This window comes from Streptomyces sp. NPDC050508, from assembly GCF_040655155.1.
Classification (GTDB): domain Bacteria; phylum Actinomycetota; class Actinomycetes; order Streptomycetales; family Streptomycetaceae; genus Streptomyces.
In genome coordinates this window covers 116,873-142,054 of sequence record NZ_JBFAJJ010000006.1, presented here as the reverse complement: position 1 = coordinate 142,054, position 25,182 = coordinate 116,873, and the positions used below count along the sequence as shown (strand labels likewise).

23 protein-coding genes are annotated in these 25,182 nt (G+C 71.0%); 11 read left to right on the top strand and 12 right to left on the bottom strand.

Going from position 1 to position 25,182, the window contains the following annotated elements; all coding sequences use genetic code 11:
- Positions 1-4 precede the first annotated feature (4 nt).
- The 7 genes from AB0I69_RS18875 to manD all read right to left on the bottom strand — a co-directional run bounded on the left by AB0I69_RS18875 (position 5) and on the right by manD (position 7,586).
- On the bottom strand, positions 5-598 hold the full coding sequence (locus AB0I69_RS18875; RefSeq protein WP_363096768.1) for a carboxymuconolactone decarboxylase family protein: 594 nt from the start codon (positions 596-598) through the stop codon (positions 5-7).
- A 171-nt stretch (positions 599-769) separates the two neighbouring features.
- Complete coding sequence (gene eda, locus AB0I69_RS18870) at positions 770-1,405, bottom strand: bifunctional 4-hydroxy-2-oxoglutarate aldolase/2-dehydro-3-deoxy-phosphogluconate aldolase (protein WP_363096767.1); 636 nt, start codon at positions 1,403-1,405, stop codon at positions 770-772.
- A 61-nt stretch (positions 1,406-1,466) separates the two neighbouring features.
- Positions 1,467-2,504, bottom strand: coding sequence for a sugar kinase (locus AB0I69_RS18865; protein ID WP_363096766.1), 1,038 nt, complete (start codon positions 2,502-2,504; stop codon positions 1,467-1,469).
- A 37-nt stretch (positions 2,505-2,541) separates the two neighbouring features.
- Positions 2,542-3,603 carry an L-idonate 5-dehydrogenase gene (locus tag AB0I69_RS18860; protein WP_363096765.1) on the bottom strand — a complete coding sequence of 354 codons (1,062 nt, stop codon included), beginning with the start codon at positions 3,601-3,603 and terminating at the stop codon, positions 2,542-2,544.
- Positions 3,600-4,946, bottom strand: a complete 1,347-nt coding sequence (locus AB0I69_RS18855) for an MFS transporter (RefSeq protein ID WP_363096764.1) — start codon at positions 4,944-4,946, stop codon at positions 3,600-3,602. The genes AB0I69_RS18860 and AB0I69_RS18855 overlap by 4 nt, the downstream gene beginning before the upstream one ends.
- Positions 4,947-5,004: 58 nt before the next feature.
- On the bottom strand, positions 5,005-6,381 hold the full coding sequence (locus tag AB0I69_RS18850) for a mannitol dehydrogenase family protein (RefSeq protein ID WP_363096763.1): 1,377 nt from the start codon (positions 6,379-6,381) through the stop codon (positions 5,005-5,007).
- Complete coding sequence (gene manD / locus AB0I69_RS18845; protein WP_363096762.1) at positions 6,378-7,586, bottom strand: D-mannonate dehydratase ManD; 1,209 nt, start codon at positions 7,584-7,586, stop codon at positions 6,378-6,380. The genes AB0I69_RS18850 and manD overlap by 4 nt, the downstream gene beginning before the upstream one ends.
- Positions 7,587-7,687: 101 nt before the next feature.
- Here manD and AB0I69_RS18840 point away from each other — a divergent pair, with 101 nt between their 5' ends.
- Entirely contained in the window at positions 7,688-8,401 is a 714-nt protein-coding gene (locus AB0I69_RS18840; protein WP_363096761.1) for a GntR family transcriptional regulator, read from the top strand.
- Between the two features lie 15 nt (positions 8,402-8,416).
- Here the strand turns inward: AB0I69_RS18840 and AB0I69_RS18835 are convergent, their stop codons facing one another.
- The gene (locus AB0I69_RS18835; RefSeq protein ID WP_363096760.1) at positions 8,417-8,866 is read right to left on the bottom strand and encodes a MarR family transcriptional regulator; all 450 of its coding nucleotides are present in this window, start codon (positions 8,864-8,866) and stop codon (positions 8,417-8,419) included.
- Between the two features lie 78 nt (positions 8,867-8,944).
- Between AB0I69_RS18835 and AB0I69_RS18830 the strand changes: the two genes are divergently transcribed.
- From AB0I69_RS18830 to AB0I69_RS18800, 7 genes are all read left to right on the top strand, one after another.
- Complete coding sequence (locus AB0I69_RS18830; RefSeq protein ID WP_363096759.1) at positions 8,945-10,012, top strand: ABC transporter permease; 1,068 nt, start codon at positions 8,945-8,947, stop codon at positions 10,010-10,012.
- Positions 10,013-10,363: 351 nt separating this feature from the next.
- Positions 10,364-10,765, top strand: coding sequence for a sortase-dependent protein (locus AB0I69_RS18825; RefSeq protein WP_363096758.1), 402 nt, complete (start codon positions 10,364-10,366; stop codon positions 10,763-10,765).
- A complete protein-coding gene (locus AB0I69_RS18820) occupies positions 10,762-11,409 on the top strand; it encodes a class F sortase (protein WP_363096757.1) in 648 nt (215 codons plus the stop codon). The genes AB0I69_RS18825 and AB0I69_RS18820 overlap by 4 nt, the downstream gene beginning before the upstream one ends.
- 126 nt (positions 11,410-11,535) lie before the next feature.
- Complete coding sequence (locus AB0I69_RS18815) at positions 11,536-12,027, top strand: RNA polymerase sigma factor (protein ID WP_363096756.1); 492 nt, start codon at positions 11,536-11,538, stop codon at positions 12,025-12,027.
- Positions 12,011-12,541, top strand: a complete 531-nt coding sequence (locus AB0I69_RS18810; protein WP_363096755.1) for a hypothetical protein — start codon at positions 12,011-12,013, stop codon at positions 12,539-12,541. Before AB0I69_RS18815 ends, AB0I69_RS18810 begins: the two co-directional genes overlap by 17 nt.
- A gap of 83 nt (positions 12,542-12,624) precedes the next feature.
- Complete coding sequence (locus tag AB0I69_RS18805; protein ID WP_363096754.1) at positions 12,625-14,310, top strand: carboxylesterase family protein; 1,686 nt, start codon at positions 12,625-12,627, stop codon at positions 14,308-14,310.
- 69 nt (positions 14,311-14,379) lie between these two features.
- The gene (locus AB0I69_RS18800) at positions 14,380-14,907 is read left to right on the top strand and encodes a hypothetical protein (protein ID WP_363096753.1); all 528 of its coding nucleotides are present in this window, start codon (positions 14,380-14,382) and stop codon (positions 14,905-14,907) included.
- Here AB0I69_RS18800 and AB0I69_RS18795 read toward each other — a convergent pair.
- On the bottom strand, positions 14,900-16,057 hold the full coding sequence (locus AB0I69_RS18795) for a serine hydrolase domain-containing protein (protein WP_363096752.1): 1,158 nt from the start codon (positions 16,055-16,057) through the stop codon (positions 14,900-14,902). The genes AB0I69_RS18800 and AB0I69_RS18795 overlap by 8 nt on opposite strands.
- A 247-nt stretch (positions 16,058-16,304) precedes the next feature.
- On the opposite strand from AB0I69_RS18795, the gene AB0I69_RS18790 reads away from it, so the two are divergent.
- Entirely contained in the window at positions 16,305-17,594 is a 1,290-nt protein-coding gene (locus AB0I69_RS18790; protein ID WP_363096751.1) for an alginate lyase family protein, read from the top strand.
- 19 nt (positions 17,595-17,613) lie between these two features.
- Complete coding sequence (locus AB0I69_RS18785; RefSeq protein WP_363096750.1) at positions 17,614-19,401, top strand: sigma-70 family RNA polymerase sigma factor; 1,788 nt, start codon at positions 17,614-17,616, stop codon at positions 19,399-19,401.
- Here the strand turns inward: AB0I69_RS18785 and AB0I69_RS18780 are convergent.
- Positions 19,398-19,790, bottom strand: a complete 393-nt coding sequence (locus tag AB0I69_RS18780; protein WP_363096749.1) for a helix-turn-helix domain-containing protein — start codon at positions 19,788-19,790, stop codon at positions 19,398-19,400. The genes AB0I69_RS18785 and AB0I69_RS18780 overlap by 4 nt on opposite strands.
- Positions 19,791-19,826: 36 nt before the next feature.
- On the opposite strand from AB0I69_RS18780, the gene AB0I69_RS18775 reads away from it, so the two are divergent.
- Positions 19,827-20,477: an NAD(P)-binding domain-containing protein gene (locus AB0I69_RS18775; protein ID WP_363097116.1), complete on the top strand. Its 651-nt coding sequence runs from the start codon at positions 19,827-19,829 to the stop codon at positions 20,475-20,477.
- On the opposite strand, the gene AB0I69_RS18770 is transcribed toward AB0I69_RS18775, so the two are convergent.
- Both AB0I69_RS18770 and fxsT read right to left on the bottom strand, forming a co-directional pair.
- Entirely contained in the window at positions 20,474-21,907 is a 1,434-nt protein-coding gene (locus AB0I69_RS18770; protein ID WP_363096748.1) for a TIR domain-containing protein, read from the bottom strand. The two genes, AB0I69_RS18775 and AB0I69_RS18770, sit on opposite strands and share 4 nt — an antisense overlap.
- Positions 21,904-25,137 (bottom strand): FxSxx-COOH system tetratricopeptide repeat protein, encoded by a 3,234-nt coding sequence (fxsT, locus tag AB0I69_RS18765; RefSeq protein WP_363096747.1) that lies wholly within the window; start codon positions 25,135-25,137, stop codon positions 21,904-21,906. Before fxsT ends, AB0I69_RS18770 begins: the two co-directional genes overlap by 4 nt.
- Between the last annotated feature and the right edge of the window lie 45 nt (positions 25,138-25,182).

Below are 25,182 nucleotides of genomic sequence, written 5' to 3'. Positions count from 1 at the left end.
CGTCCTACGGCCTGGCCTCGATGGGACGCCCCACCGTGAGCGCCTCGCGCAGCCCCGGCTCCAGGTCCTGGAACGCCGCGTCGGGTTCCGTACCCGTGGCATCGAGGACCTTGGAGAAGAAGCAGCGTGCCCCGGCGGCGAGCGCCACGTCGAAGATCTCCTCGTCGTCCAGACCCTGTGCCCGCAGTTCGTCGACGTCCCCCTGTGTCATCTGGTCGGCCGCCAACGCCACCTTCTCGGCGAAGGCCACCACCGCGCGCTCAGCGGCGTCCAGCGGTGCGGTCTTGCGGTCCGTGAGGAACTGGATCACGCTCTCGGCATCCATGACCTGCTCGGCGAGCATCCGCCCGTGCGCCAGCGTGCAGTAGCTGGACCGCAGGGCGCTGGCCGCCGCGACCGTCGCCAGTTCGTACCGGCGCAGGTCCATGGACGACTTGATCGTCGCGTTGAGCTGCTGCCAGGCACGGTAGACGTCAGGACGATGCGCGAACGTCTTCGTGAAGTTGGGAACGTACCCCCAGGACGCCCGGTCCCCGTCATAGATCTCGGTCACCGCAGCGTCCGCCGCTTCCACGGGCACCGCACGTATGAAGGCCATCGGACCTCGCCCCCCTGCCAGATCCACCGGGCCGCCCGTTCACGACGCCGCGTCCCTCCTGTGATACGCCGCTCAGCCGCCCCCGTCCACAGAGGTCCCCGCACCTACGCCAATAGCGGTAGATCGAGAACGGCCGGAAAAACGGCCACCTGGGTCTGTACGGCTGTGCAGCTACACCGGCACCGCCCGTACCGCGTCGCTGAACACGCGTGCGCGGCGCGTGATCTCGGCCCAGTCCCCGGCCGCCACGACCCCGGGCGGTACGACCTCCGAACCGGCGCACACCGCCCGTGCCCCGGCCGTGAGGAAACCGGCCGCGTTGTCCGCGTCGACGCCGCCCGACGCCACCAGCGGCACGTCGGGGAAAGGGCCGGCCAGGTCGCGGAAGTGCCGGGGGCCGAACGCGCGCGCGGGGAAGATCTTCACCGCGTCCGCGCCGAGGTCCAGTGCCAGCCCGACCTCCGTCGGAGACAGGGCGCCCATGACGACGGGCACCCCGGCCGCCGCTGCCGCCTTCGCCACGCCCGGGCGGCAGCCGGGGGTGACGAGGTACTGGGCCCCCGCCTCGATCAGCTCCTCGGCCTGGTCGGCGGTCATCACCGTGCCGGCGCCGATGCCGTCCCGGCCGTCGGCCACCGCCTGGCGCAGGTGTGTGGCGAGTGAGGGGGTGGTGCGGGTGAACTCGATCCAGTGGATGCCGCCCGCTCGCAACGCCTCGCACAGCGCCGCGGCGTCGGGTATCTCCGGTGCCCGGACCACGGCGATCACGCGATCCTTCGACAGCCGGGCGAGGAAGTCGGTGGTCATGGGCGGTGTTCCTTCAGTCGTGGATGGATGGATGGGGGGTGGGTGCGGGCTTGTCGGCTGGTTATCGGGGTGCCGTCCTGGACCAGGACGCGTCGTCCAGGGCGAGTTGACGATCGGTCTCCGCGCGCGGCGGCATCGTAGGGACGTCGTCCCTCGTCCGCAGGGCCGCGGAGGCTGCCAGGTGGCCGAGGCGCAGCCGGGCGCGTTCGTCGCGGTTCTCCAGTACTCCGGCCAGGTAGCCGGCGGCGAACGCGTCGCCCGCGCCCACGGGTTCGACCACCCGGGTGGGCAGCGCGGGGACGAACGTACGGGCGCCGTCGGCGTAGGAGGTCGCTCCGTGTTCGGCGTCCTTGACGACGATCAGCGGCGCGGGAGCGAGCAGCGCCGCTGTGTCGTCCGGGCGGGCGGTGCCCCACAGCGCTTCGGCCTCGTCCCGTCCGACGAACACGATGTCGGCGGCGCGGGCGAGGGTCAGCAGGCTCTTCGCCGCGTCCGAGGTGCCGTCCGGCCACAGCGCGGGGCGGTGGTTGACGTCGAAGGAGACCAGCGGCGCATCGTCGCCCCGGCCGAGGGCGCGGTCGACGAGTATCGCCTCCAGCAGCCCGGCGCAGCTGTCGGAGACCGCCGCAGCGACGCCCGACAGGTGCACGAGACGGGCGCGGCGCAGCGCGGGCAGCCGGGTCACGAGGTCCGGTCCCATCGCGGACGCGGCCGATCCGCTCCGGTAGTAGTGGGTACGGGTATGGGTACGGGTGCTGTCCGGGTCCGGGGTCGGGTCCTTGAAGTACACCCCTGTCGGGCGCGCCGGGTCGGTCTCGACGCCCGTCACGTCCACGCCACGCGCGGTGAGTTCGGCCAGGATGCGACGCGCGAACGGATCGTCGCCGAGGCGGCTCAGCCAGGCGACCCGGTGACCGAGACCGGCCAGACCGCAGGCGACGTTGGACTCGGCACCGCCGACGGCCATCGTGAGCGACGGCTGTTCGGCGAGCGGGCGGCCGTCCGGCGGGCTGAGGACGACCATCGTCTCGCCGACGCACACGACGTCGGCCACCTGCTCCGGTCGGTCGCCCGTACGGGGCGGGGGCGGCAAGGGCACGGGAATCTCCAGGTTCTTGTGAGAGGACGACCTGTGGTCACGTACTGGTGGCAGACGGGCCGGCCAGTCGCAGCATCACCTTGCTGCTCCCGCTGCCCGGGTCCGCGGCGACGGCCAACGCCTCCTCCGCCCGTTCCAGCGGGAAGCGATGAGTGATCACCGGCGTCACGTCCAACCCGTCCCGCAGCGCGCGCAGCGCTTCGTCGATCTCCTCGACGAAGCGGTAGGAGCCGATCCAGGTGATCTCGCGGGTCACCAGGTCACCGAGGGCGGCGGACACCGCCGTACCGGGCAGGTTGCCGACCTGGACGAGGGTGCCGCCGCGAGCGGTGGACCGTAGGACCGGGCCGAGGGCCGAGGGGGCGCCGGAGGCCTCGAAGACGACGTCCACGTCCTGGGGCAGGGGCTCGCCGCGTGAGAGGTCGCGGGTCTCGTCGGCGCCCATCGCGCGGGCCACGGCGAGGGAGGAGGCGGACAGGTCCGCGGCGATCACGGTGCCCGCCCCGCCGTGTTGCGCGGCGGCGACCACCAACGAGCCGATCGGGCCTGCCCCGTTGACCAGGACGGTCCGGCCGCGCAGCGCGGGAACCCGGCCCACGGCGTGCAGGGCGACCGCCAACGGCTCGGCCAGGGCGCCCTGTTGGGTGTCGACGCCGTCCGGCAGCGGGCGGATCTGGGCCGCGGGGACCGTACGGTATTCGCTGAACCCGCCGTCGGTGTGCGGGTCGAAGGCCGCCGAGCCGAAGTAGCGGATGTGCGGGTAGAGGTTGGTGCGGCCGGCGATCCGGTCCGGCAGGATGCCGTCGCCGACCAACTGCGCCGGGTGGACGGTGACTTGCTGTCCCTCCTCCAGGCCGGTGACCCCGTCGCCGAGCACCGCGATCCGGCCCGCGACCTCGTGCCCGAGCACCAGCGGGTGGGCGAGCGAGGCGGTGCCGGACGCGCCGTTCTTCCAGTACGCGATGTCGGATCCGCAGATCCCGCCCCACTCCAGGGCGAGCAGTACCTCACCGGCGCCCGGTACCGGCCGGGCCCGTTCGTCGATGCGGACGTCTCCGGGGCCGTGCACCACGACCGCCCTCATACGGCAACTGCTCATACGGCGTCCTCCAGTCGGACCAGGTCGCGTCCGCGTGTCTCGGGTGCCAGGAACGCGCTGACGAAGGTGATGAGCGAGTAGACGACGAGCATCACCGCGATGGGCCACCAACTGCCGGTGACGGCGGTGAGCGAGGCCGCGAGGACCGGGCCGATCGCGGTGGTGAGGATGCCGCCGATCTCCTTGGCCAGCGCGAGCTGCGTGAACCGGGTGCGGGAGCCGAAGAGTTCGGCCATCGTCACGCTCTCCAGCGAGAACAGGCCGAGGACGCCGACGTTCAGGCCGAGCACCATGCCGAGCATGACCGCGGCAGGGGAACCGGACGCGACGAGGAACATCACCGGGAAGGCGAGGGCGACCGTGAGGAGGGAGAACGCCATGTAGACCGGGCGCCGTCCGTAGCGGTCGCCGAGCAGGCCCACGGCCGGCACGGTGGCGAAGCCGAGCAGGGAGCCGTAGACGATCGCGTCCGTGGGGACGGAGCGGCCGACCGCGAGGTTGGTGGCGATGTAGCCGACGAGGAACGTCTGGATCAGCCCGGAGTTGCCCGCCTGGCCGAGGCGCAGGCCCAGCGCGAGGAAGAACGCCCTGCCCTTGCGCTGACGGATGCCCGCCGCGAGGACGCTGCCCCGGTGCTCGTCGACGACAGCGGGGCGTTCCTCGAAGACCGGGCTCTCCTTGAGGCCGCGCCGCAGCCAGACCGCGAAGAGCATGAGGGCGAAGCTCAGCAGGAAGGGCAACCGCCAGCCCCAGGACAGGAGTTGGTCCTCGCTGAGCACGCCGAGGAGGATCGCCCACAGACCGGAGGCGGCGAGCGTCCCGGAGTTCGTGCCGAGCGACACCAGCGAGGCGACCAGGCCGCGCCTGCGCACGGGGGCGTACTCGGCGAGCAGCACGGTCGCCCCGGCGATCTCGGCACCGGCGCCGAAACCCTGCACCAGGCGCAGCAGGACGAGCAGGCTCGGCGCGAGGATGCCGATCGTGGCGTAGGTGGGCAGGGCGCCGATGAGGGTGGTGGACGCGCCCATCAGGAGGATGGTGATGACGAGGACCTTCTTGCGGCCGATCCGGTCGCCCATCCGGCCGAAGTAGATCGCCCCGGCGAGGCGGGCGACGTAGCCGACGCCGTAGGTGGCCATCGCGGCGATCAGGCCGATGGCGGGGCTGACGTCCGGGAAGAAGATCTTGTTGAAGACGATCGCCGCGGCCAGTGAGTACAGCTGGAAGTCCATGAACTCCATGGCCGTGCCGAGCCAGCCCGAGACGGCTGCCTTCGTGAGATCGCGGGTCGTTCGTTGTGCCGGATGCGACTGTGCCGTGAGAGCGGTGCTGTCCTGCATCATGAACTCCGTTGTTCGTGTGCCGAGTTGAGCGCGGGGACGGGGACGGGGGACGGCGGGCTCAGAACTCGATGCGGCCGGCGCGGAGCGCGGGCAGCCGGGCGGCGACCGCGCCGGTGAGCGCGTCGTCGTCGGCCAGGTCCGGCGCGCCGAGGACACGCAGCAGCGTGCGGACCGTCTCGACGGGATCGGTGCCGGCTGGGCGGGTGCTGAACACCCAGGCGGCGAGGGCGAGTTCGAGTACCGGGGTGCTCGTGCCCCGCGCGCGCAGCGTGCGCAGGGCGGGCAGCCAGCGCTCCGTGATCTTCAGCGATCCGTCGGAGCCGATCTGCCGCAGCAGGTGGTGCATCGCGGGATTGCGGAACCGTACGACGAGATCGTCGGCGTACGCGCCCGGATCGGGACCGCCCGCCGGGAGCGTGGGGGCGACCTCCGCGCACAGCGCACGGACGAGACGCTCGCCCCAGTCGGCGGCCATGGTGTCGGCGATCGTGGTGTGTCCGGCGGCCGTCCCCAGGTGCGCGAGCGCGGAGTGGGAGCCGTTCAGCAGCCGCAGCTTGGTGAGCTGATACGGCGTCACATCCTTGACGAACAGGGCGCCTTCCAGCTCCCAGGGTGGCCGGGCGGCGGCGAAGGAGTCCTCCAGGATCCACTGCCGGTACGGCTCGGCCGTCACGGGGAGCTCGTCGCGTACCCCGAGAGCGGCTGTGGCGGCGACCCGGTCGGCGTCGCTCGTGGCGGGCACGATCCGGTCGACCACCGTCGCGGGAAAGCGGACGGTCTCGGCGATCCGGTCCCCGATCCGGCGCCGGTCGGGCCAGCTGGAGGCGTCGACGAACTCCCGTACGACCCGGCCCAACACGGCGCCGTTGTCCGCCATGTTGTCGCAGGACAGGACGCTGATCGGTGCGCCGCCCGCCCGTATTCGTGCCGCCAGCCCCGCGGCCAGCGCGCCGATCACGGTGGTGAGCGGTCCGTCGGGGTCCGCCGCGAGGTCGGCGGCGACGGCTGCCGTGTCCAACCCACCCGTGGACGCGAGGCGTTGGTAGCCCTTCTCGGTCACGGTGAGCGTCACCACCGTCACCTCGGGGTCGGCGAGCAGGGCGGTGACCGCCTTGGCGTCCGGCCCCATGGCCAGCGCGTCGAGCACCGCACCCACGACCCGGGTGCGGGGCCCCTCCGGACGGCGCTCGGTGAGCGAGTACAGGAAGTCCTGCTCCCGCAGCGCGCGTACGGTCCGCGCCGACCTGGGCGCGACCGCCGTGATGCCCCAGGGCTCACCGGAGCGGGCGGCCGCCTCCTCGGTGTAGACCGCCTGGTGGGCCCGGTGGAAGGCGCCGAGCCCGAAGTGGACGACGCGGGTGCGCAGTTCGGCGGGGTCGACCGCGGGCCGCGCCTGCGGGGGGAGCGGCGTCGTACGGTTCAGTCGCGCGCTCACCAGTCGTGCACCGACCCGTCGAGGCGCCGCGCGACCGGAAGATACCGCTGTTGGTAGGGGTGGCGCTCCGCCGCCTTCTCGTCGTACTCGACGCCGAGGCCCGGCTCCTCCGACGGATGGAGCATCCCGTCGGCGAACGTGACACCCGTGCGGAACACCTCGGCCGTCTCGTCGGGATGCCCCATGTGCTCCTGGATGCCGAAGTTCGGCACGCTGATGTCGAGGTGCACGGCCGCCGCCATGCTGACGGGGGAGAGGTCGGTCGCGCCGTGCGAACCGGTCCGCACCTGGTACAGCGCGGCGAGGTCGAAGATCCGCCGCAGGTGGGTGATGCCGCCCGCGTGGACGACGGTGGTGCGGACGTAGTCGATGAGCTGCTCGGTGATGAGGTGCTGGACGTCCCAGATCGAGTTCATCACCTCGCCGACCGCGATGGGCGTCGTGGTGTGCTGCCGGATGAGCCGGAACGCCTCCTGGTTCTCGGCCGGGGTCGGATCCTCCATCCAGAACAGCCGGCACTCCTCGACGCTCTTGCCGAAGCGGGCCGCCTCGATCGGGGTGAGCCGGTGATGGACGTCGTGGAGGAGGTGGAAGCCGAACCCGAAGCGTTCCCGGACGGCTGCGAGATAGGTGGGCGCGAACCCCAAGTAGGCCTCGGTGTCCCAGGGTTGCTCGTCGGGCAGCTCGCTCGCGGCGGGTTCGTAGACCTTGCCCCTGCGGACGCCGTAGGTGCCGCCGACGCCGGGCACCGCGGCCTGTGCCCGGACCGCCTTGTAGCCCAGCTCCAGATAGCGCTCGACGTCGTCGAGGAGGGACGGTACGTCGGTGCCGCTGGCGTGCGAGTAGACCATGACGCCGTCGCGGGAGCGTCCGCCGAGCAGTTGGTAGACGGGCAGGCCCGCGGTCTTCCCCTTGATGTCCCACAGTGCGGTGTCGACGGCGGCGATCGCCGTCATGGTGACGGGCCCGCGCCGCCAGTACGCGCCCCGGTAGAGGTACTGCCACATGTCCTCGATGCGGGCGGGATCCCTGCCGATCAGCAGGGGTGCGACGTGATCGCGCAGATAGCTCGCCACGGCCAGTTCACGGCCGTTGAGCGTGGCGTCACCGAGGCCCGTCACCCCGTCGTCCGTGGTGACGCGCAGCGTGACGAACGTGCGCCCGGGGGAGGCGACGAACACCTCGACGCGCTCGATCCTGCTCACGGGTGGCCCTCCTTCAAGGGGTGCGTGATTGGTCGGTCAGTACTTGTATACAAGCATGTGTCGCGAAGTGGCAATGGTCGCGTCACGGATACGATGGCCGCATGGCTCACTCGAACCGGGACCGCACCAGTCGGCGCGCGATCTATCTGAAACTGCGTCAGATGGTCCTGACCCTCGAACTCGCCCCGGGCGCCGCCCTGTCGGAGAACGAACTCGCGGCGTCCCTCGGCGTGAGCCGGACCCCGGTGCGGGAGAGCCTGATCCTGCTGTCCCAGGAGGGACTCGTGCAGGTCTTCCCTAAGATCGGCTCGTTCGTCTCCCGGGTCGACCCGGGGCAGGTCGCCGACGCGCAGTTCCTGCGGGAGGCCGTGGAACTCGCCTCGCTGGACGACCTGCCCGCCGAACTCGACCCCGAGGTCGACGGCGAACTCCGCGCCAACCTGGCCCGCCAGCAGCGCGCGGACCTGGACCTGGAGGAGTTCTTCGCCCTGGACGAGGCCTTCCACCAGGGCCTGATGCGCCTGAGCGGCCACGGCAACGTCTGGACCAACGTCGCCGCCGCCAAGGGCCACCTGGACCGGGCCCGGCGCCTCGGCCTCCACGAGAACGTGTCCCCGGCCGTGTTCGCCCTCCAGCACCGCGAGATCTACGACGCGGTCGTCGCCGGAGACGTCCCGCTCGCCCGCGCCGCCATGCGCACCCACCTGCGGGCCGTCTTCAGTGACATCGAGCGCATCCGCGCCCATTCACCGGAACTGTTCGCCAGCGGCCCGGCGACGGTGCCGGTGCGGCGCAACGTGGTGGTGTGGGAGTAGCGCCGGTCCGGCACTTCAGGAAAGGTCTCCCTCCAGAGCCGAAGGATTCAGCGACGCCAGCAACTTGAGCAGCAGCGCGTGCGTCTGCTCCTGCTCCGCCGGCGTCAGCGCCTGAAGTGCCTCGGCGTGAGCGGCGTCCACCGTCTCCGCGGCCTCCGCCGCTAGCCGTACGCCGGACTCCGTGGCGTGCAGGCGTTGGGTACGCCGGTCGCCGGGGGTGGTGCGCCGCTCCAGCATTCCGCGCTCGACCAGCCCGTTGACCGCCGTGCCCATCGACTGCGGGGTGATCGCCGCCCTGCGCGCCGCGGTCGCGCTGGAGACCCCCGGGTCGAGGACGGCCTGCATCAGGGCCCTGTGCTGGGCGAGGGTCAGCCGGAGCGGGCGCAGGGCGCGCTCCATCCGGGCCGCCATGATCTGGCCGATCTGCCAGGCCACATAGCCGGTACGGCGGTCGGGATGCTTCACGGAGTGGACCTCTTTTGTAAGGCAGCTGATTGTGATGTACAAATATTATCAGTTGCCTTCTAATCTAGGACCGTCCCGATGTCCCAGCAAGTCGCTCCCCGAGCCACCGGCACCGCCCGACAGCCGCACAAGCACGCGCTGGACGTGGCCCATCCGCCGCCCGGCCCCGGAAACCTGCGCGCCGTCCTGCTCCCCGTAGCCGTGGTGCTGCTGATCGGCACCGTGTTCGTCAGCGTCTACCTCGCCGCCTTCCACGCCCCGCGCCCGCACCAACTCCACGTGGGCACCACGGAGATAGGCACGGCGCAGGCCCGGTTGAGCCAGGGCCTGGAGCGCGTCGCCCCGGGCGGCTTCACCGTCGAGACCTACCCCGACGAGTCCGCCGCCCGCGACGCCGTACAGGACAGGAAGGTCTACGCGGCCTACCTCGGCGACGGAAAGCTGCTCTACGGCAGCGCCAACGGGGCCGCCGTCACCGCCACCGTGACCACCGCCTTCGGCTCCGTCGCCCACGCGGAGCACCATGAACTCGCCGTCGAGGACGTGGCCCCGGCAGCGGCGGGGGACACCCGTGGCCTCTCCGTCTTCTACGCCGCCTTCGGCCTGGTCCTCGCGGGCTACCTCTTCGGTATGACGTCCTACCAGCTCGCGCCCCGCCTCCAGTACCGCTGGCGGATGGCCAGCCTGGCGACGTTCGGAATCGTCGGCGGGCTGCTGATCGCCCTCATCGCCGGCAGTACCGGCTTCGGCGCGCTGCCCGGCTCCTTCCTGCCCCTCGTCGCCGTCATCGCGCTGATGGGCGCCGCGGTCGGCGGCACGACCATGGTGCTGCTACGGCTGTTCGGCTCGGCCGGCGTCAGCCTCGCCTCGATCCTCCTGCTGATCCTCGGCAACAGCAGCAGCGGCGGCATCATGCCGGCGGCCTACCTGCCCGGCTGGCTGCGCCCACTCTCCGAGATCCTGCCGGTCGGCGTCGGCGTCCGCGCGATGCAGGGCCTGTCCCGCTTCCAGAACGACGGCCTGACCCGCGCCCTGGTGATCCTCCCGGTGTGGGTACTCGGCGCCGCCCTCGTCCTCTACCTCAAGGACGTGTACCGCAGGGGAAGCCGGGCGGTGGTACGGGAGTCGGAGGCAGCGGCGGGCTGACGTCGGCGTCGGAGGCGGGCGACCGCAGGCCCCTCCGGGGCCGATCCCGAGCCCTCGGCCTGTCCGCGACACCGGCCGCGCGCCTTCCGCACCCGCCCCGCCCCCGGCCGGGCCGGGCCGCCGATGGTGAGCCCGCCGGTGGCGGAGAGGCGGGCAACCGCGGCCCGCTCCGGGACCTGCCCCGCACCTCTCAGCACCAGGCATCGACGCCCCCCGACACTCAACCAACGACTTTGCCCGCTCTTTACAACCCACCCTCCCCCTGCCTCGTCTCTCCGCTCGATCCGTGACCCGCCCCGCCGGTGAACCACCGGCGGACCTGGCGGGCCGGCCGACGAGAGAGAGCGATTCATGCGCCGAACTGTCCTCAGCGCCATGGCACTTGCGTGCGGCGCCGTACTGGCGAGCACCGTGCCCGCGTTCGCCCACGGGGCATCCGCGTCCCCCAGCAGGGCCGCGACCGCCGCGCCGTCCGCGGCGCCGAGCGGCACCAGGGCGCCGACGCCGGCCCCCACCGCCGAGCCCACCCGCAGCGCGAGCGCCGCGCCCAGCGCCGAACCGACCGTCGCGCCGAGCCAGGGCCGGGGTCAGGTCTCCACCGTCCCCAGCGGCGCCCCGGACACCGGTGTCGTACCGGTGTCGAAGTCGTCCGACGACCTGTCGACCGGGCTGATCGGCGGGGGAGCCGCCGCGGTGGTCGTCGGTGGCGGTGCCTTCGTCGTCGTACGGCGTCGGAGGGCGACCGGGGCATGACCTCGCTCTCCAGGCGGGCCTTCGTCACCGCGGCGACGGCATCGTTGCTCGCCGGCTGCGGCGGTGGCCACGGGACCGACCGGGCCGCGAACTCCGCTGCGCAGCAGGGGAGTTCAACGCAGGGGAGTTCGACACCCGCCGGGCAGCCGTCCGCGCGGACCGGCGTCGAGAAGGCGCACGCCCTCGCGCGGTCCGCCCCGGTCACCCTGCGCGTCCCGGCCATCGGGGTCGACACCCCGGTCATGAAGCTGGGGCTGGCCGCGGACGGCACCGTGCAGGTGCCGCCGATCGCGGCGCACGACCGGGCGGGCTGGTACCGGTACTCGCCGACGCCGGGCCAGACCGGGCCGTCGGTGATCCTCGGGCATGTGACCGTCGGGGCGTACGGGGACGGGGTCTTCCGCCACCTCGCGCGGCTGCACAAGGGGGACCGGATCGAGGCGGGCCTGGAGAACGGCACGACGGCCACGTTCACCGTCACCACCGTACGGACGGTCGCCAAGGCCGACTTCCCGTCGGACGAGGTGTACGGGAACACGGACCACCCCGAACTGCGGCTCATCACCTGCGGCGGAACCCGTACCGGTACGGGATACCTCGACAACGTGATCGTCTTCGCGGCACTGACCTCCGCGAGCCCCTGAGCGTCACCCGAGTACCGCCTGAGTACCTTCTGTGCCCGGGCCGATGGAACGTACGCCGTCGGCCCGGGCTCTTCCCCCACGAGCGCCCGCACAGGCGCACGCACCACGTCACGACCATGGAGAGCGTTGAAACGGTCCCGCGAGAGGGCAGCGTCCGAACTGTTCGCCGCCGTCTACCCGCGCCTCGCCGGCTGGTGCCGCCGTCTCGTCGACGACGACGAGACGGCCCACGAGATCGCCTCCGAGGCGTTCACCCGGCTCTGGGCCCGCTGGACGAACGTGGCGGAACCCCGCGGTTTCCTCTACGTCACCGCGGCCAACCTCGTCCGGGACCACTGGCGCAAACTGGAGCGCGAACGCCGGGCCGTGCGCCGTGTCACCACCGAGGAGGCGGTACGTCCGCCGACCGAACAGACCGACCCGTCCGTACGACTGCTCGTCCAGTCGCTGCCGGAACGACTGCGCGTCCCGATCCTCCTGCACTACTACGCTGACATGCCGATCCGGGAGGTGTCCGTGCTGACCGGGCGCAAGGAAGGAACCATCAAGGCCGACCTCCACGCGGCCCGCGAACTGCTCCGTGCCCACCTGGGGAGAAGCCTTGACCACACACTTTGACGAGGAAGACGAGGGACGGGAGGCCGACCTCACCCTCGACGACCCCCTCACGGTCATCCTGCGGCCCTCCTCCTCCGAGTACCTCGGCCCGCCCGCCGGCCGCTACGAGGCGATCCGCCGCGGCGCGAACCGCCGCCGCCTGCTCCGCGCGGCACTCGGCGCCGGCGCGACCTGCGCGGTGATAGTCCTCGCCGCCCTCCCGTTCCGCCCGGCCGGCCACGACGCACCCACGACCCCCACGGTCCCGCTCGCCCCACCCCCCGCGAGCAGCAGTCCTACGACCCCGCCCAGCCCGTCCGCGACAAGGGCACCCAGCCCGACCGCGAGCACGGATTCCCGCGACAACTCCCGGTACCCGAGCCGCACGCCCGTCCCCACCGCGGAACCGTCCAGGGCCCCGACGACATCCGCTTCGGCATCGGCATCCGCCTCGGCACCTGGATCGGCGCCCGCCTCGTCCTCGTCGACCGCGCACTCCGTCGAGCCCTCGGCCGTACAGACGCACTCGCGGTAACTCCCGCGCCCGCAGGGGCAATTGCAGCCAATCCTGTCGTGCATCTTGCCGACAATATTGCCGGGACGTTACACAAGTGGGTCATGGGAAGGACGACCACACTCCGCAGCAGAGTCCGCACCGCCCTGGCAACCGTGAGCGTGCTCGGCCTCGGGTTACTGTCCCCGATCGCCGTCCACGCACTGAAGTCCGCTCCCGCACAAGGGAGTTCGGAACGCTCGTCGCTGGTGGTGGCCACCGCCACCGGCAAGGTCAGGGGCCATGCCCAGACCGGATACGACGAATGGCTCGGCATCCCCTACGCCGCCACCCCCACCGCCGCCGACCGCTGGACGGCCCCCCGACCTGCCTCCGCCTGGAGCGGCATCCGCGACGCCTCCCGCTTCGGCGACCGCTGTGCCCAGGGCTCCGGCTGGGACCCCGGCTACGAGAAGGCGATCACCACCGAGGACTGCCTCGACCTCAACGTCTATGCACCACAGGGGAGTGCGCAGGCGAGCAGGGCCGACGCCCCGGTCGTCGTGTGGATCCACGGCGGCGGTTTCTCCGGCGGCGCCGGCCAGGACACCAACCCGCGCAAGTTCGTCCAGCAGACCGGCGCGATCGTCGTCACCGTCAACTACCGCCTGGGCCCGCTCGGTTACCTGAATCTCCCCGAGCTGCGCGCCGAGAACGCCAACGGCGCCGGAACCTACGGCCTGTTGGACCAGCAGACGGCACTGCGTTGGGTACGGTCCAACATCGGCCACTTCGGCGGCGACGCCGGGAACGTCACCATCGCCGGCCAGTCCGCGGGCGGCAGTTCGGTCTGCGACCAGCTCGCCTCGCCCACCGCCAAGGGCCTGTTCGCCCGGGCGGTCATCATGAGCGGCGGCTGCGCCCTCCAGACGGCGGCGGCGGGCGAGACGCAGAGCCAGGCCTTCGTCAAGGAGATCGGCTGCGCCACCGCCTCCGACGTCCTCGCCTGCCTGCGCGCCGAACCGGTCGCCGCGATCGTCGCCGCCCAACTGAAGGCCCCGGTCCGCCCGTCCCTCGGCGGCACCGCCTTCCCGACCGACCCGGCGACGGCCGTACAGACCGGAAACTTCACCAAGGTCCCCGTCATGCTCGGCCAGACCAACAGCGAACGCGGCCTGTTCACCTTCCAGACCTACGACTACCTCGGCACACCCATGACCGCCGACCAGTACACCCAGGCCGTCAAGTCGGCCTACGGAACAGGCGCGGCCAAGGTCCTCGCCGAGTACCCGCTCACCGCCTACCCCACCCCGGGCCAGGCCTGGACCGCCGTCCAGAACGGCTCCACCTCCTACGACCGACAGCAGCTGATGGCACGGCTGTCGAAGTGGGTGCCGACGTACGCCTACGAGTTCGCCGAGAGCGACACCCCGCACTTCACGTCGATCTACCGCCTCCAGCAACAGAGCGCCACGGCAAGGGACTTCCCCTTCGGCGGAGCCATCCACGTCGACGACCTCGGCTACCTCTGGGACTACCTCGGCCAGACGTTGCCCTACGACGACGACCAACTGGAGCTGTCCCGGCAGATCATCACCTTCTGGGACCGCTTCACCACGACCGGCGACCCGAACGGCTCCGGCACCCCGAACTGGCCGAAGTACAGCACCAGGACAGGTGAGTTGATGTCCCTGAAGGCCTGCGACACCGCCCCGTCGGGCAACGAACCCCCGGCGGCCTGCTCCAAGTCCACCCGCGACTTCGCCCAGGAACACGACCTGGACTTCTGGCAGAGCCTGGGGTCGTCGTGACGACACCTGCCGGGCAACAGCTTGCGGCATTGTTTTGAACACGTTCAATTCTCGGCGTAAGCTGCCGCCATGAGCGACAGAGCCGCCCTCCTGAAGGGCATCCGCGCCTGGCTGGTCCTGTTCGTCGTCTGTCTGGTGCTCAGCGGCGCCACCGCCTTCCCGCTGGTCCACGAACTCCGCTGGACCGAGGACGTGTTGAGGTCCCTGTCCGTACCGCACTACCTGCCCACCCTGATGGACTGGATCGTGCAGGTGCGACAGGGACTCGACACCGCCGACACCGATTACCCCTTCCTCCTCTACGGCACGGACTGGCTGGCCTTCGCGCACCTCGTCATCGCGGTCGCCTTCTACGGCCCCTACCGCGACCCGGTCCGCAACATCTGGGTCGTCGAGGTCGGGATGATCGCCTGCGCCGGGATCATCCCGCTCGCCCTCATCTGCGGGCAGATTCGCGGGATCCCCTTCTGGTGGACGGTGATCGACATGTCGTTCGGGGTGATCGGGATGGTCCCGCTGTACGTCGTACGGAAGAAGATCAAGCTCCTGGAGGCGGCGACAACCGTGGCAACTCCCGCCCCCGCCCTGGCTACTTGAGCGCGGCCAGCGCGATCCGCATGGCGACCGCGTTCATCGACTCGCCCTTCGCGTCCGTCGAGTCGACCGAGTAGACGAGGGTGCGGGACAGATCGCGGGTGGCAACGACGACCGCGCTGTAGCCGTACCGCGCACCCGACTTGAGCCAGTACACCTTCCCGCCGTACTCGAACCGCTGGAGCCCGGCGCTGTAGCTGGCGCCCTCGATTCCCGTCGGGACGGTGAACATCTCCTTCAGCTGCGGCCCCGGCACGATCCGGCCCCGGAACAGCGCCGTGATCAGCCGTTCCAGGTCGGCGGTCGTCGAGATCATGTCGCCGGCCGCCCACCGGTCCGCCTGGTTCCAGTCGGTGACGTCCACGAACTTCGTTGTCCCGTCGGACTGTTGGACGGTCTGGTAGCCGTGGTTGTGCGGGCCGAGGATGCGCGGGTCGGTGCCGGGGAAGTACGTGTCCCGCATGCCCGCCGGGCGCAGGACGAGCCGGGTGGCCTCCGAGGCGTACGAGTGTCCCGTCACCTTCTCGATCAGCAGGCCGAGGATCGTGTAGTTGATGTTGAGGTAGTCCTGCCGCTCGCCCGGCCGGAACTCGGGCCCCTTCGCCACCGCCGACGCCACCACCTGCCTTGGCGTGAGCGTGTCGAAGCGGTGCGCGTACTGGTCCTCGAAGGCGTCCCCGAAACCGTCACCGGCCTGGATGCCACTGGTGTGGTTCAGCAACTGCCGTACGGAGATGGGCTCGAAGACCTTGGTGAGGAGCCCCGGCAGATAGCGCTGGACCGGTGTGTCCAGGTCGACCCTCCCCTGCGCCGCTAGCCGCAGCACGGTCGCCGCGGTCACGACCTTCGTCGTCGAACCGGCCCGGAAACGGGCGTCGGGATCGGCGGCGGCACCGCTCGCCAGATCGTGCACACCGGCGCTGCCCCGCCAGGTCCCGTCGGTGCCTCCCACCCGTACGAGAGCCGCCGTCGCGTCGGAGTCCGGGAGCCCGGCGAGCGCCGCGCGCAGCGCTTCGGCATCCGGTGCGGCCGTCTGTCGGGTGGTGGTCGACGGGGACGGGGACGCGGCGAACGCGGGTGCGGCCAACGGCCCTGCCGCGAGGGCGAGTACGAGGGAGGCGGTGAGGACGGTGGTGCGACGGCGGGGGCGCATCGGCTGCTCCTGAGGTCTCCGGTGGCTGTCGGTGATCAGCCTCGGTCCTCCGCGGCCGTACGCGGATCGTCGGCGAGGAGGGCGCCACCCCTGGTGCAGCCCGGACCAACTGCCGTACAGAACAAGGGGTTTGTGGGGGATGCCCCCTACGGGGATCCAACTCGGCACCGCAAAAACTGTTATCGCGGAGGCCTTCACTCCGTCTCCTTCTGCGTCCCCAGTCTCCTCACGCACCGGAGCCACCCACATGGCCACCAGCGCACGCAAGCCCACCAACAAGCACCGCCTCACCCGCCGGGGCCTCTTCACCATCGGCGGCGGAGTCGCGGCGGCGGGAGTCGTCGGCGGCGGTATCGCCGCGTTCTCCGGGGGAGGGGCGGACGCCGCGCAGACCGGCACGGCCACCGCCATCGGCACCGCCACCGCCCGGCCGCAGGTCCTCGTACACCCGGGCATGCTGCACAACGCCGGTGACCTGCACCGCGCCAAGGTCCGTGTCGCCGCCCGCAAGGACCCCTGGCTGAAGGGCTGGACGCGGCTCACCGACAACCGGCACTCCGCCGGCACGTGGCAGCCCCGCCCGCAGGCCACAGTCATCCGCGGCGGCACCGGCCAGAACTACGTCACCCTGTACAACGACATCCACGCCGCCTACCAGAACGCCCTGCGCTGGCAGATCGCCGGCACAAAGGCCAACGGCGACACCGCGGTTGCCATCCTCAACGCCTGGTCGGCCACCCTCACCACGCTCAACGGCAACGCCGACCGCTTCCTGGCCTCCGGCATCTACGGCTACCAGTTCGCGAACGCCGCCGAACTCGTCCGCGATCACCCGCACTTCGAGTTCGCCCGCTTCAAGAAGATGATGCGCACGGTCTTCAAGCCGATGAACATCGACTTCCTGACCAACCACAACACCGCCAACATCACCAACTACTGGGCGAACTGGGACCTGTGCAACGTCGCCTCCCTCATGGCGACCGGCATCCTGTGCGACGACCGCGCCACCTTCCAGCGCGCGGTCACCTACATGAAGTCCGGTGCGGGCAACGGCTCGTTCAAGAACGCCATCCCCTTCGTCTACAGCGGCCAGAACCTCGCCCAGTGGCAGGAGAGCGGCCGCGACCAGGGCCACACCATGATGGGCATGGGCCTCATGGGCGCGATCTGCGAGATGGCCTGGAACCAGGACATCGACCTCTACGGCTACCTCGACAACCGGTTCATGAAGGCCGCCGAGTACGTCGCCAAGTACAACCTCGGCGCGACGGTGCCCTTCACGACGTACGGCTGGCGCAGCGGCCAGGGCAACGGCCGGTACCTGGAACAGCCTGTGATCTCCGACATAGCCCGGGGTGCCGTTCGCCCGGTTTGGGAGATTCTGCACAACCACTACGCCCGCCGACGACGCCTCTCCACCCCGTTCATCACCCTCATGGCTGAGAAGGTGCGTGCGGAGGGCGGTGGCGGCGACTACGGCCCGAACAGCGGCGGTTTCGACCAACTCGGCTTCGGGACGCTGCTGTACAGCAAGTGACTTCGGGCGGTATCGGGTGATGCCGGGGAGGGCGGGGAGCGACGTGGACGGGCGGCAGTGGCACTCCACCATCGCGGCGGCGCAGGCCGGTGACCGGCGGGCACTGAACGAACTGGTCGCGGGCTGGCTGCCGTTGGTCTACAACGTGGTCGGCCGCGCCCTGAACGGCCACGCCGACGTGGACGACGTGGTCCAGGAGACGATGCTGCGCGCCGTCGACCACCTCGGCTCACTCCGCGACCCCGACAGCTTCCGGTCCTGGCTGGTCGCGATAGCCATGCGGCAGATCCGGGACCGGGCCCGCCGCCGTAAATCCCCCGACCAACTCCCGGACGGACTCCCGGGAGACGCCGCCGACTTCGCCGAACTGACCGTCCTACGGCTCCAGTTGGAGGGCCAGCGGCGCGAGGTCGCGGAGGCGGTGCGCTGGCTCGACGACGAGGACCGCCAACTCCTCTCCCTGTGGTGGCTGGAGGTCGCGGGCAAACTCACCCGACGCGAACTGGCGTCCGCGGTGGGCATCAGCCGTCAGCACGCGGCGGTACGGGTCCAACGTATGAAGGAACGCCTGGAGACCGCCCGAGGCATCGTCCGCGCCCTCGACGGCGCCTGCCCCGACCTCCGTGACCTCACCGCCCGCTGGGACGGCCGCCGCGACTCGGTCTGGCGCAAACGCGTCGCCCGCCACCTGCGCGGCTGCGCCTACTGCGGCGACCCCCGCGAGTCCGTCGTACCGGCGGAACGCCTGCTCGTCGGCATCGCACTCGTACCACTCCCGATCGGCTTCACGCTGTCGCTGGCGTTCGGGGCGAAGACGGCGGCGGCCGCGACGGGGGTGGCGGGGGCGGCCTTCGCGGCCGGTTCCACCGGTGCGGCGGGTTCCGTGGGCTCGGCGGGTGCTTCGGGACTTGCGGGTTCGGCGGGAGCCGCCGGTTCGGCCGGTGCGCCCGCGGGCTGGTCGGCCAAGCTTCTGGGGCTGCTGACCAAGCCCGCCGTCGCCGTGACGGCGGGCGCGACGATCGCCGCGGGCGGCGTGTACGTCGTCACCCGGGCCCCGAACGACCCGCCCCCGAGGGCCCTCACCCCCACGGCGTCGGCGAGCGCGTCCCGCCCGCCGTCGGCCGCTCCGACGAGTGCGTCCCCGTCGCCGTCCCCTTCCCCCTCCAAGACGCCCACCGGCCTCTACGGTTCGGTCGTCGACGCCGTCGACCGGGCCCCGGCCCCGAACACCCCGCCCGCCGCCCTCCCGCACCGCCCCGCGTCCGGCGTGACCAGCACCGGCGGCGCGCACGCGACCATGAACCACCGCGGGGACAACGTGACGCTCAGCGGCCAGGGTTACGTCCTCGTCCGCTGGCAGATCTCACCGCAGTACCGCAACGGCGCCCTGGTCATGCCGAGTTGGACCGCCCTGAAGGGCAAGCTCTTCCACGTGGCCTCGGGCGGCGGCCGCCGCATGGACGACCCGGTCAGCACCACCGACACCACCGCCACCGGCATGGGCAACTCCACCACCGGCTACGACGTCCTGCCCACCGGCACCCAACAGATGTGGCAGAACGAGTACTTCTACGTCGACGGAAGCGTCACCCTCACCGTCAACGAACGCGGCGCCGACTACGGCCTGAACGTCTTCCCCACCACCTGGGACGCCGTGGAGAACGACATCACCACCGGCCCCACCCAGGGCGCGACCCGCTACGGCCTGACCCGCGACACGGGCAAGGACAACACCCCGATACCCCAGTACGTCACCCGCACCACCCCGACCGACCCGGCGACGGTGGCTCAGCGCTCCAGGGTCTAGCTGTCCCGGGTGTAGTTGTCCCCGCTGTAATTGTCCTGCGCGGCCATGACCTCGTCACCGTGCTCGAAGGCCCAGGCCCCGAAGGCATCGATCGGATCGAGCAACGTCCGTCCAAGAGCGGTGAGTTCGTACTCCACACGCGGCGGCGAACCACCGTACGACCGCCGCGCCACAAGCCCGTTGAACTCCAGCCGCCGCAGCGTCTCGGTCAACACCTTCTGACTGATCCCACCGATCCGCCCACGCAACTCACCCGGCCGCCGCGGGCCGTGCCGCAGGGCCCACAGCACCACACAGTTCCAGGTGTTGCCCAACAGATCGAAGGCGAGCCGGGCCCGGCAGTCGGCGAGGAACATCGAGTCCGTCGAGTCTGAGGTCACGCACCACATGGTGCCCGAGCGGCTTCCTACTGTCGTGGCATGCAGATGCGGATAGGAATTCTCGGCACCGGCGGCATGGCGGACGCACTGGGCACACAGTGGATCCGAACCGGCCATGAAGTGCTGTTCGGCGGGCGGGACTTGGGGCGGGCGGAGGCGCTGGCGCGGCTGCGGGGAGGCGTATCCGGCAACCTCCGCGAGGCCGCCGACTTCGGCACCGACGCCGTACTGATGGCACTGCCCTGGACCGCGGCCGTGGAAGTGGCCCGGCAACTCCCCCTGAACAGCCGGGTGTTGATCGACTGCACGAACCCCGTAGGCGAAGGCTTCCGCCTCCTCACCGCGGGCAGCCCCTCCGCCGCCGAACAACTCGCCGCCGCCGCTGGTCCCGAGGCCCACGTCGTCAAGGCGTTCAACCTCTGCCACGAGGACGTATGGCGCCTGACCCCACCGGTCTTCGACGGCCGCCCACTGGGCGTTCCACTCAGCGGAGACGACGAGGAAGCCCTCGCGGTCGTAGGGCAGTTGGTACGGGACGTGGGCTGTGAGCCGTTCGCGGCAGGGGAGTTGAACCAGGGCGCGGGGTTGCTGGAGGCGACGGCCGCGCTGTTGATCCGGCTGTGGGTGGGGGAGGGCGTGGACGCGCAGGCGATCGCGCCGCCGCCGGAGTTCTCGGGTGGCCGTGCGCGGGGCTAGGACGCGGGCGCCACCGGTGGCAGGGCCATCCGCGTTACCACGCCCCGTACCGCGCGCGACGCCGGGGAGTGCGGTTCGAGGATCTCCAGAGCGTCGGCGAGACGTTGGTAGCCGCCGGTCTGGTGCCGGCAGATCCGGGCGATTTCGAAGAGCAACGGCCGCAGCGGGAATGACAGGTTCAGAGAGCTCAGGTCGAGCCCGGTCTCGGCAAGCCAGACGCCACGGACCGACGGCTGCCGCACCGAGTTCGCTTTCCGCAGCTCATCCACCAGGTCGCGCACCGCCGGCATGCTCCCGCCCGGATAGGCGGGCTGGGCGGCCGTGTCGGGCTGACCTGGATAGGCGGGTTGTCGCCGGGTCTCCCGGGACGGGGCGGCGGCGACCCTGAGGAGGGTCTCCCTGGCGGCTGCTTCGTCCGCTCCGCCGATGTGGACGTCGCAGAACTCCTGGATCCTGTCGGGGAGCACCTGCCGTGGGCCGGGGAGGACTACCACCGGGAAGAGCCGCTGCCAGTCGGACGACTCGTCGGAGAGCGCCTCGTCCAGGACGGTGTCGGTCAGGTCGCCGGTGGTGAGGTAGTGCTCGGACAGAGCGACGATCACTTTTCGGGCGCGCCGCAGCGAGTTCCGTATGACATGAACGGTGTCACCACTGTCCGGCGAGAGAACGTGCGGGTCGACTGTGTAGCCCGCGGCCCGGAGTTGGGACATCATCCAGTGCCCCCATGCGGTGTCGGATTCGGTGTCCGCGTAGCTGACGACGATGTCGACGGTCCGGAGCGCGCGTCTGCCGAAGAGGGGCGCGACGGCTTGGGCGTCCTCGGCGGAGATGGGCGGGATCTCCGGGTCCAGTACAGCGTCGGCGACCTTCTGGGCCACTTCGTAGACGATGTCCCGGTATTCCCTGTCGGGCGGGCCCTCCTCGGGGACCACGTGGAACAGCCCGCGTTCCTCGTACATACTGCCGAACTTCCAGGTGAGGTGCTGGAATTCGTCCGCGCCCTCGGGCCATGGCGTCCGGCCGCGGCGCCAGATCAGGATGATCAGGTGGCGGGCTCTTCCGCCCTGGCGCACGTGGCGGCGCATACGGTCGACGAAGACGGCCCATTCCCGTCCGCACCAGTCACTGCCGAAGTAACGGGGCGAATAGAGGGCGATCATGCACGCGGTCCTGCGCGCGGTGTTCCAGATGAGGGGCCGCCACCGCTCGCCCGGCTCGATGTCCACCGCGTCCATGAAACCGCCGCCGGGGGTGTCTCCCAGGAGGCCGCGGACCTCGGATTCGAGGTTGTGGTGGAATCGCTCCACCTGACCTCGGAATTCCCTGTCCTCCGAGTAGCTGAGGAAGTACCAACAGGCGTCGTCCTCCTGGCCGTTCGCGGCGGCGGCGGGGGAAAGGCGGCCCCGGCCCGGCGGCACCGGCCCCGTCATCGGCGTTCCCGCAAACGCTCGATCTCCTCGGCCAGCCGACGGGCCTCCTCCAGTCCGAGGTACTCGGGTTCCAGTATCTCCAGTGCGTTGACCAGGGCCGGCAGCGCTCCGGGCGTTGCCCGGCACACACGCACCACACCCGTGAGATGGGTCAGCACCGTGGGGTAGTCGGCGAACTCCACCTTCGCCGGAATGAGCTCGCTGATCAACCCGGTCCACAGCCTGCGGCTTGCGGGATCGGCCAGGATCGGTGATCCCGCGAGCGTGCCGACCAGTTGGCTCTGCAGGACGGCGGCCCGCCCGGAGGCTCCCGGGGCGGCGCCGGGGTAGGCCGGCTCGTGGTTCACCTGCCGGGGACGGCGTAAGACGTACTGCAGGATCTCGCGGGCAGCTTCCGCGTCCAGGCTCTGGAGGGCCGGCGTCATCGCTTCGCGCAGGGTCTCGGGCAGCAGACCGGGCTCGACCGGCTCCACCAGGAGCGGTGCGAAGCGACTGCGTGCGGTGGCGGCCGACACCTCGTCGGACGACCAGCCGGACGCCGTCCACGACGGCGACGCCAGATACCGCGGCGAGACGAGCGCGATGACCACGTCGACATGCCGGAGCGCGTCCTCGACCTGGAGCGCATACGACCTTGCCGGGTCCGCCTGCTCGGCGCCCCTGCGGACGTCGTGACCCCATCCGGTCAGTTCCCAGTCCACCCAGTCCGCCCAGGAACGGTCGGACGGGGCGGCGCTGATGAACACCCTCGACCGGTCGACCGCGGCTCCGGACGGATAGGGGATCGGAGCGACGCCGGGCCCGTCCTTCACCGCGACATCGCCGCAGTCCGAGCCGGGGCGAGTGTCATGCGGCGCGTGCTCGGCCCGTACGGCGGACGCTCTCGCACGCCGGCTCCAGGCAATCCCCGCGCTGTCGCTCAGGGATTCCAGCGTCCGGGTGGTCGCGTCCGTACCGAGGGCGGCCAGTACCTCCACGAGCCGGGCTGCGGAGGCGAGCGTGTGGGGGTGGTCGTCGCCGAGTACCCGGCGGCGCCGTACGAGCACCTCCTCGCCCAGCGCACGTGCCGCGTCCCACTCACCCAGAGTGGTCAGTACCTCCACGAGCCGGGCGGCCGAGGTCAGCGTGTCGGGGTGGTCGTCGCCGAGTACTCGGCGGCGCCGTACGAGCACCTCCTCGCCCAGCGCACGTGCCGCTTGCCACTCATTCAGCGCCGTCAGGTTCTCGACCAGGCCCATCGCTCCGGCGAGCGTCCTGGGGTGGTCCTCGCCCAGCACCTTGCGCAGCCGGGCCAGCGTGTCCTCGTTCAGCTCCCGCGCCGCCGCGACCTCGCCCGCCTCTCCCAGTTGACCGGCCAGGTTCGAGGCGCTGTCCAAGGTGTCGGGGTGGTCCTCGCCCAGCACTCGCCGCCGCCTGGACAGTGTGTCTTCGGCCAGCCAGCGGGCCCGGATGCGCTCACCGACCTCACCGCAGGCACGGGCCAGGTAGTCGGCGGTCCACAGGGAGTCGATGTGGTCGGGGCCGAGCTGTTCGCTCCAGACTTCGAAGAGTTCTTTGAGCCGTGGCAGGGCGGTGCGGACCTGGCCGCGCTCCATGAGGTACCGGCAGGCCTCGCGTACCACGAGACGACCGTACCTGGTGGAGAGGTCGGCGGGTTCCATGGCAAGCAGATGGGGTACGACGGCAGACCAGGCCTGTTCGGTCGCCGGGTCCGCGGCGTCACCGGGAGTGGCGGCGATCAGTAGCGCTTCGGCCGTGTGCGCGGCGTCAGCGAGCTCCTCGCGGGTCATCTGCGCACGGATCGCCGCCTGCGTGAGGGGGTGCACCTGCACGGAACCGTCCTGGATCCGGGCCAGCCCGAATCGGGCCAGGACGCCGAGGACCTGCGGGCGATCGTCCAGAAATCCCTCCAACAGCGGCACATCAAGACCACTGAGGTGGGTGCAGGCGTACAGGGGAAACGGCTCGGGAGCCAGCAGGGCACACGCACGCAGCAGAGCCGTAGCAGCCGGGTGACCGTCGTCCTCCAGACGCGACATGGCCAACTGGACGGTCGCCCCCAACGCCTTCGGGTAGCCGCCTGAAGGGCTGTGCTTCCGGAACGTCTCGGTGTTCCTCTGGAGCAGGTACAGATACCGTGCGGCGGTTACCCCGCTGCCGAGCACCCCCACGGCCTGCGCCAAGGCGAGGGGCAGGTCCCCCAACCTGTCTGCCAGCCTGTCGGCGTCGTCCAGGGGCAGGCCATCGATACGAGCCCGGAGCAACGCGATCGACTCCGCGCGCGTGAAGGCGCTCACGTCCACAGGTGCGGCCCCGTCCTGCCAGGACGGATCCCGGGATGTGATCAGCACATGTCCGGCACCCTCCGGCAGGTATTCGTGCAACGTCTCCGGATCCGAGGCGTCGTCGAACACCAGCAGCCACCGTTCCCGGACGCGCAACTCCTCCGCGAGCGCGTCCAGCGCCTCCCGGACAGGGGTGCCCTTCTCGGCCGCACCGGTCTTGACGGCCAGCGCCGCCAGTTGGCCGGGAATGAGTGCGGGTTCCTCCGCCCGCACCCACCAGACCAACTCGTACTCCGAGGCGAACCGGTGCGCGTACTCGACGGCCAGTTGCGTCTTGCCCACACCTCCGTGCCCGAGAAGCACCCGCACGGCACCGCGCCGCTCGGCCGTCAGAGCCGTCCGCAACGATGTCAGCAGGTCGTCCCGCCCGGTGAAGTCGGGGTTGCGACGCGGCAGATTCCACACCCGGGGCAATTGCCTGGGCAGCTCGGGTCCCGAGGGCCGATCAGGTGCCGGCCCGGGAAATACAGGGGGCCGCGTGGGCGCCAGAGGCCCCGCAACCGCCCTCAGCAAGGTCTCACGCGCCTCGGCCTCGTCCAGTCCCGCGAGAGAGGCGGTGAGGAAGGGCCGCAGTATCGCAGGTACGGCGGCCGTGTCGATGCGGAGCGGCACCAGCTTTCCCCTGGCCGCGAGCACGGCCGTCCACTCCGCTGCCGTGAACCGGTCGGCATCGAAGTACGCGGCGGAGAACAGCGCCACCATCTGCCCTTGAGCGAGCGCGTTCTGCATCTTCGTCACGAAGTTGTCGCCGGCCGCCCAGTTCCAGACGTCCAGTTCCACCGACCACCCGGCCTCCGTCAAATGCCAGGCCACCCACTCCGCCCAAGCCCGGTCCGGCCCCGCGTAGCTGATGAACACATGCTGACTGTCGTCGCCTTCGGTCATTGCCGCCCGTCCCGCACTCCGGCCCCTGCCATCAGACATGACCTT